Annotated in this window: 4 protein-coding genes; 1 reads left to right on the top strand and 3 read right to left on the bottom strand. The window is 69.0% G+C overall.

The features are described from left to right. Both ACKOB8_RS02105 and ACKOB8_RS02100 read right to left on the bottom strand, forming a co-directional pair. Positions 1-2,981, bottom strand: a 2,981-nt coding sequence (locus tag ACKOB8_RS02105; RefSeq protein ID WP_526375158.1) for a UPF0182 family membrane protein, incomplete at its 3' end; no start/stop codon positions are given. A 65-nt stretch (positions 2,982-3,046) separates the two neighbouring features. After that, entirely contained in the window at positions 3,047-4,069 is a 1,023-nt protein-coding gene (locus ACKOB8_RS02100; protein WP_526375156.1) for a YlbL family protein, read from the bottom strand. 33 nt (positions 4,070-4,102) lie between these two features. Between ACKOB8_RS02100 and ACKOB8_RS02095 the strand changes: the two genes are divergently transcribed. Further along, positions 4,103-5,404: a zinc-dependent metalloprotease gene (locus tag ACKOB8_RS02095; protein WP_526375154.1), complete on the top strand. Its 1,302-nt coding sequence runs from the start codon at positions 4,103-4,105 to the stop codon at positions 5,402-5,404. 24 nt (positions 5,405-5,428) lie between these two features. Here ACKOB8_RS02095 and ACKOB8_RS02090 read toward each other — a convergent pair whose 3' ends face one another. Next, positions 5,429-6,784: an Ig-like domain-containing protein gene (locus ACKOB8_RS02090; protein ID WP_526375152.1), complete on the bottom strand. Its 1,356-nt coding sequence runs from the start codon at positions 6,782-6,784 to the stop codon at positions 5,429-5,431. Positions 6,785-6,851: the final 67 nt, after the last annotated feature.

Raw genomic sequence — 6,851 nt, 5'->3', positions numbered from 1 at the left:
TTCGCCGCGTCGTACCGGTTCATCGCCTCGTCGAGCCGCTGCAGCGCCGCCCCGTACTGGGCGAAGTTGCCCGAGCGCTGAGCCTCGCGCACCGCACCCAGCGCCGACTGCACCTCGGCCAGCGCCGCAGCCCGCGACGGGGACAGTGTCACTCCCCCGGGCGGCAGCGCGGCCACCGGCGCGGTGGGCACCTCGGCCGCCGCGGCGGGCACCTCCGCGCCGTCGGCGGGCTTGGCGGCCGGCTGACCGGGCCCGCCCGCCGGGGCCGGGCCGGTCGCCGTGGCCCCCGCGCCCGCGCCGAAGATCGCGTCCAGCGCCGAGGACACCGTCGGCCCGTAGCCCACCCGGTCGTTGTAGAGCATCGCGACACGAATGAGCCGGGGATACGAGGACGCCGCATCCGAGGCCCCCGGCGAGGCGTACACCGGCGCCACGTACAGCAGCCCGCCCTGGCTGACCGGCAGGGTCAGCAGGTTGCCCCAGCGGATGCGGTTCTGGTTGTCCCGGCCGATCACGCCCAGATCCTGGGACACCGCGGTGTCGGTGGAGATCGCGTTGAACGCCAGCTTGGGTCCGTTGACCTGACCGGGGATGGTCAGCACGGTGATCTTGCCGTAGGTGTCCGGGTCGCTGCTGGCCGAAATGTAGGCGGCCAGAAAGTCGCGGCGGAACCGGTTCATCGCACTGGTCAGCTGGAACGACGACGAGTTGTCGTTGCTGGCCAGATCCTTGGCCACGATGTAGTACGGCGGCTGGAAGCTCGATGCGGTCGGGTTGGGGTCCAGCGGCACGTCCCAGAAATCCGACGTCGAGAAGAACGTCACCGGATCGTCGACGTGGTACTTGGCCAGCAGCGCGCGCTGCACCTTGAACAGGTCCTCGGGGTAGCGCAGGTGGGCGGCCAGCTCGGAGCTGATGTCGCTCTTGGGCTTGACCGTGCCGGGGAACACCTTCATCCACGCCGCCAGCACCGGGTCGGCCTCGTCCTGGGCATACAGCGTCACCGTGCCGTCGTAGGCGTCCACGGTGGCCTTCACCGAGTTGCGGATGTAGGACACCTGCTTGTCGGGGATCAGCCGGTTCAGCGCCACCTCGGTGGAGTCCGCGGTCGCCGAGCTCAGGCTCGTCAGCTCCGAGTACGGGTAGTTGTCCAAGGTGGTGTAGCCGTCGATGATCCACACCATCCGCTTGCCGACGATCGCCGGGTACACCGAGGAGTCGGTGGTCAGCCACGGCGCCACCGCGCGCACCCGCTCGGCGGGATCGCGGTTGAACAGGATCTTGGAGTTCGAGCCGATCACGTTGGAGAACACGAAGTTTCGCTCGGCGAACTTCGCGGCGAACACCAGCCGCGACAGCCAGTTGCCCAGCGCCACCCCGCCCGCGCCGGCGTAGGTGTAGTTCTTGGTCTCGGTGTTGGTCTCGTAGTCGTACTCGCGGTCGGCACCGTTCTTGCCGACGATCGCGTAGTCCGCCGCCGCGCGGGCGATGATCGGCCCGAAGTAGACCCGCGGCTGGTCGAGCTGCGCGGGCCCCGGTGAGACCACGCTGCCGTTGGCGCCGACCACGCTGGCCAGGAACTCCGGGTACCCGCCGTTCTGGTTGGGGTCGTTGGCGATGCCGCGCACGGTGTTGGCCGGGGAGGCGATGAACCCGTTGCCGTGGGTGTAGACGGTGTGGCGGTTGATCCAGTCGCGCTGGTTGTCGATGAGCCGGTCGGGGTTGAGCTCGCGGGCGGCCACCACGAAGTCGCGCAGCTGCCCGTCGCGGCCGCGATAGCGGTCGATGGACAGCTGCTCGGGGAAGGAGTAGAAGTTCTTGCCCTGCTGGAACTGGGTGAACGCCGGGCTGATCACGTTGGGGTCCAGCAGCCGGATGTTGGAGGTGGTGGCCCGGTCGGCGGCGACCTGCTTGGCGTCGGTGGGCGCGTTGCCGGTGTAGTCGCGGTAGGTCACCACGTCGTTGGTCAGCCCGTAGGCCTGGCGGGTGGCGGTGATGCTGCGCGCGATGTATTCGCTCTCCTTCTGCGCGGCATTGGGTTTGACGCTGAACTGCTCGACGATCATCGGCCAGCCCGCACCGACGATCAGCGAGCTCAGCAGCAGCAGCACCACCCCGATCGCCGGGATGCGCAGATCGCGCAGGAACAGCGCCGAGAACACCGCGCCCGCGCAGATCACCGCGATCGCCAGCAGGATCAGCTTGCCGGGCAGCACCGCGTTGATGTCGGTGTAGCCCGCCCCGGTGAAGGGTTTGCCCGCGCGGGTGTTGGACAGCAGCGCGTAGCGGTCCATCCAGTAGGCCAGCGCCTTGAGCAGGATCAGCGCGCCCACCATCGAGACCAGCTGGATGCGCGCCGGGCGGGTCATCGCCCCCGACCCCGCCGCCAGCCGGATGCCGCCGAAGACGTAGTGGGTGACCAGGTTGAACAGCAGCGCCAGGAACAGCGCGACGAACATCGTGGTCAGCAGCAGCCGGTAGAACGGCAGGCTGAACGCGTAGAAGCCCAGATCCAGTCCGAACTGCGGGTCGGTGATGCCGAAGTCCCCGCCGTGCAGGAACAGCTGGACGCGCGGCCAGTAGCTCTGCGCGATCAGCCCGGCCAGCACCCCGATGGTCACCGGGATGCCCACCCCGAACCCCTTGAGCCGGCCCATCACCGCGGTGCGGTAGCGGGCCACCGGGTCGTTGGGCCCGACGTTGGGCACGAACACCGGCCGGGTGCGGTAGGCCAGCGCCAGCCCGGCGAACACGATCAGCCCGACCAGCAGGCCCGCCGCCAGGAACACCATCAGCCGGGTGAACAGCACGGTGGTGAACACCGAGCGGTAGCCCAGCTCGCCGAACCACAGCCAGTCGACGTAGGTGTCGATGAAGCGCGGGCCGATCAGCAGCACCAGGACCACCGCGACGGCGATACCGACGAGGATGCGGGCCCGGCGGTTGAGGGCGGGCATCCGGGCGGTGGGTCGCATGCTCACGGGTGGGCTCCGGGGGGACTCACGTTCCCAACTCTACGCACAGCGGCCCCGCGGGCCCGGGCCGTTCAGCACAGCGGCGGCTGCCCGCCGGCCGACAGCGCGCGCAGCGCGTCGACCGCCCCGGTCAGCGTCTCGACCCGGATGAGCTCCATGGACTCCCCGGGCACCGCGCGGGCCTCGTCGCAGTTGTCCTTGGGCACCAGGAACACCGTGGCCCCGGCCTCCTGGGCGGCGGCGATCTTGTGCATGATCCCCCCGACCGGGCCGACCTCGCCGTCCCCGGAGATCGAGCCGGTGCCGGCGACGAACTTCGAGCCGTTGAGGTCCCCGGTGGTCAGCTTGTCCACCACCGCCAGGCTGAACACCATCCCCGCGGAGGGCCCGCCGACGTTGGCCAGGTTGAAGTTGATGGTGAACGGCGCCCACGGGGCGTCGCGCACCGCGATGCCCAGGAATCCGTAGTCGCGGTCGTCGTTGCGGCCCAGGGTGATTCGCGCCGAGCCGGCCGGGGCGTTCTTGCGGCGGAAGTCCACCACGATCTCGTCGCCGGGTTTGGTGGCCTTGAGCAGGGCGCTGAACGCGGCCACGTCGGCGACCTTGGTGCCGTTGACGGCGTCGACGGCGTCGCCGCGCTGCAGCTTGTCCAGCGCCGGGCCGGGGTCGTTGACCTTCTCCACCGTCACCGCCGGGGCGAACTTCAGGTAGCCCAGCGCGGCGTAGGCGGCGTTGTCCTCGGAGTTCTGGAAGTCGTCGCTCTGGCTCTTCTCGATGTCCTCGCGGGACTTCTCCGGCGGGTAGACCACATCGCGGGGCAGCAGCTGCTCGCGCCCGGAGAGCCACAGCGCCAGCGCCTGGCCCAGGGTCAGGCCGTCGCGCTGGGAGACCGTGGTCATGTTCAGGTTGCCCGAGGTGGGCTTGGTGGGGGTGCCGTCGATGGCGACCACCGGTTTGCCGTCGACCTCGCCGAGGGTGTTGAAGGTCGGGCCCGGGCCCAGCGACACGAACGGCACCCGCACCCAGGCCAGCAGCACCGCGAACACCACGATCGGCACCAGCGCGACGGTGAGGGTGAGGATCCGCCTGTTCACGCCGACCAGGGTAGCGACGGTACCGTGGTCGTCATGGCTGACCTGCCCTTCGGCTTCTCCCCCGGGGACGACCCCGAGCGGGCCGGACCCGGCGGGGAGCAGCCCGCATTCAACATCGCCGACCTGGGCAAGCTGTTCACCCAGCTGGGCGCGATGTTCAGCGGCGCGGGCGGGCCCGGCGGCGGGCCGGTCAACTACGAGCTGGCCCGCAAGCTGGCCACCAGCACGATCGGGTTCGTCGCCCCGGTGCCCGAGGCCACCGCGACGGCGGTGGCCGACGCGGTGCACCTGGCCGACACCTGGCTGGACGGGGCGTGCGCGCTGCCCGCCGGGGCGGTGCGCGCGGCGGCCTGGACGCCGCAGGACTGGGTGGACAACACCCTGGACACCTGGAAGCGGCTGTGCGACCCGATGGCCGAGCAGATCGCCGCGGTGTGGACCTCGGCGCTGCCCGAGGAGGCGCGCGCGATGGCCGGGCCGCTGATGACGATGATGACCCAGCTGGGCTCGATGGCGTTCGGCTCGCAGCTGGGTCAGGCGCTGGGCCGGCTGTCGCGAGAGGTGTTGACCTCCAGCGACATTGGGCTTCCGCTGGGGCCCCCCGGGGTGGCCGCGCTGCTGCCCGCGGCGATCGAGTCGCTCTCCGAGGGCCTGGACAACCCGCGTTCGGAGGTGCTCACGTTCCTGGCCGCGCGCGAAGCCGCCCATCACCGGCTCTTCAGCGGGGTGCCGTGGCTGTCCGCGCAACTGCTGGGCGCGGTGGAGGCGTACGCGCGCGGGATGAAGGTGGACATGAGCGGGCTCGAGGAGCTCACCGCCGGGCTGGACCCCAGCGCGCTGACCGACCCGTCGAAGATGGAAGAGCTTCTGGCTCAAGGCATGTTCGAACCCAAGACCACCCCCGAACAGACCCTGGCCCTGGAGCGGCTGGAGACCCTGCTGGCCCTCGTCGAGGGCTGGGTGGCCACCGTGGTGTCCGCCGCGCTGGGTGAGCGCATCCCCGGCACGGTCGCGCTCTCGGAGATGATCCGCCGCCGCCGGGCCACCGCCGGGCCCGCCGAGCAGACCTTCGCCACCCTGGTGGGCCTGGAGTTGCGGCCGCGCAAGATGCGCGAGGCCGCGGTGCTCTGGGAGCGGCTGACCGCCGCGGTCGGGGTGGATGCGCGCGACGCGGTGTGGGCCCATCCCGACCTGCTGCCAACGTCATCGGACCTCGACGAGCCGGCGGGCTTCATCGACCGGGTGATCGGCGGGGAGGTCGGCTCGGCGGACGTGGATGCGCTGATCGCCGAGATCGAGAAGGACAGCGGCGAGTCGGGGTCCAACGACAGCTGAGTCAGGCCGGCGTCACCGGTTCGGTCAGAGCCTCGGCGGGAGGGGCGAGTTGGTGGCCTCGTATTGCGCGCGCCCGCCATCCGGGCGGGTGTCGTCGGGATCGGGCGTATCGAAGTTGACGTCCTTCAGTTTCCAGGTGGTGTTACCGATCGTCGCGGTGAAGTCACCGGTGACCCTCTTGATCGGATCCCGGTAGTAGAGATAACCGGTCTGCCCGGGAGGGATCGGGACCGTGTAGGTCTCCTGCCACGTCTTCGACGTTGTCCAGGTCTCAGTGGTTTCCCTGCTGATCCCTGCTTCGACGATCTTGAACAGGCTCACTTTGGCGCTCTGCGCAACTTTGAGGCTGGTCTGTGTCGACGTCTGCTCGTTGCGGCTTAGAGACTGTGTCACCGTCGTTTCGGTTCCGTTTCGGAAGGACTGCGCAAGTTTCCAGTCCGTCTGGGTCTGCTCGAATCTCTTGGGAGAGAAGGAGCACGACGCCGAGTTGTTGCTCTGGCACATCCGGTCGAGGACTTGCGCGACCTTATCGGCCTGCGACCCGGCCGACAGTTCATTGACCGTGCCAGGGTCGTCGAGCAGGAACGCCCGATTGGCGCCGAAGTCTCCCAGCGGGTCGCTGATAGGAGTGCCATTCTGGTCGTAGCTGCAGGAACCCGCCTCGCAATTCATGGTGGTCGGACCGTTGGAATCCCACACCTGACCGCTCCAGGTACGGAGCCTGAGGGTCCACTGCTGATCGCCGGGCGTCACGGCACCGTTGCAGAAGGCGTCCTCGCAGGTCTTCCACACAAACCTTGTGTCGTAGGTATAGAAGTACAAGTAGGTGGTCTCGTAATGCACCTGATCACCCGGTTGCAGGACGAACCCGATCGGGGGTGCCACTTCGAGTCGGGTTTCGTAACCGCTTTCCTTGAGGATTTGGGCCAGGTACACCGCCCGGCCCGACAGATTCGTCATGTTGAAGCCCCGCGACAGTCCCACCGGTGGGCCGATCAAGGACTCGTCGGGGACCTGCACCACCACTTCGGTCGTGCGGCTGCCGAAAGGGTTGAACAGATTGAACCCGCCATCGGAGACACCGACGACGAAGGTGTCGCTGCCCGAAAAGTCCGAGCCGGGAACGTAGGTGTACGTGCCGTCCGCCGCGATCTGCACGAGGCCGTGCTCCGGTCCCTGCAGCAGCCGGTAGGTCAGCACATCGCCCTCAGGATCGCCGGCTCCGATGCTGCCCGACACCTGTCCCTCGGAGTCAGTGAACAGTTGAGCCGGGCTGGCACTGGGTAACTGGTTAAACACGCTACGCCGCACCAGCAGCAGCGCCCCGGACAAGAAGTCGCTGAGCGGGTTGGCCGGCAGGCTCGACAGCAGCCGCGACACGGAGTCAAAGAAGCCCGCCACCGCGGTGTTCAGCCGGGCGATGGACTGCTGCACATCCGCGGGTTCG

This window comes from Mycobacterium sp. (assembly GCF_046091765.1).
Taxonomy (GTDB): Bacteria; Actinomycetota; Actinomycetes; order Mycobacteriales; family Mycobacteriaceae; genus Mycobacterium.
Note: the sequence above shows the minus strand (reverse complement) of the source record. Positions and strands in the feature narration are given on the sequence as shown.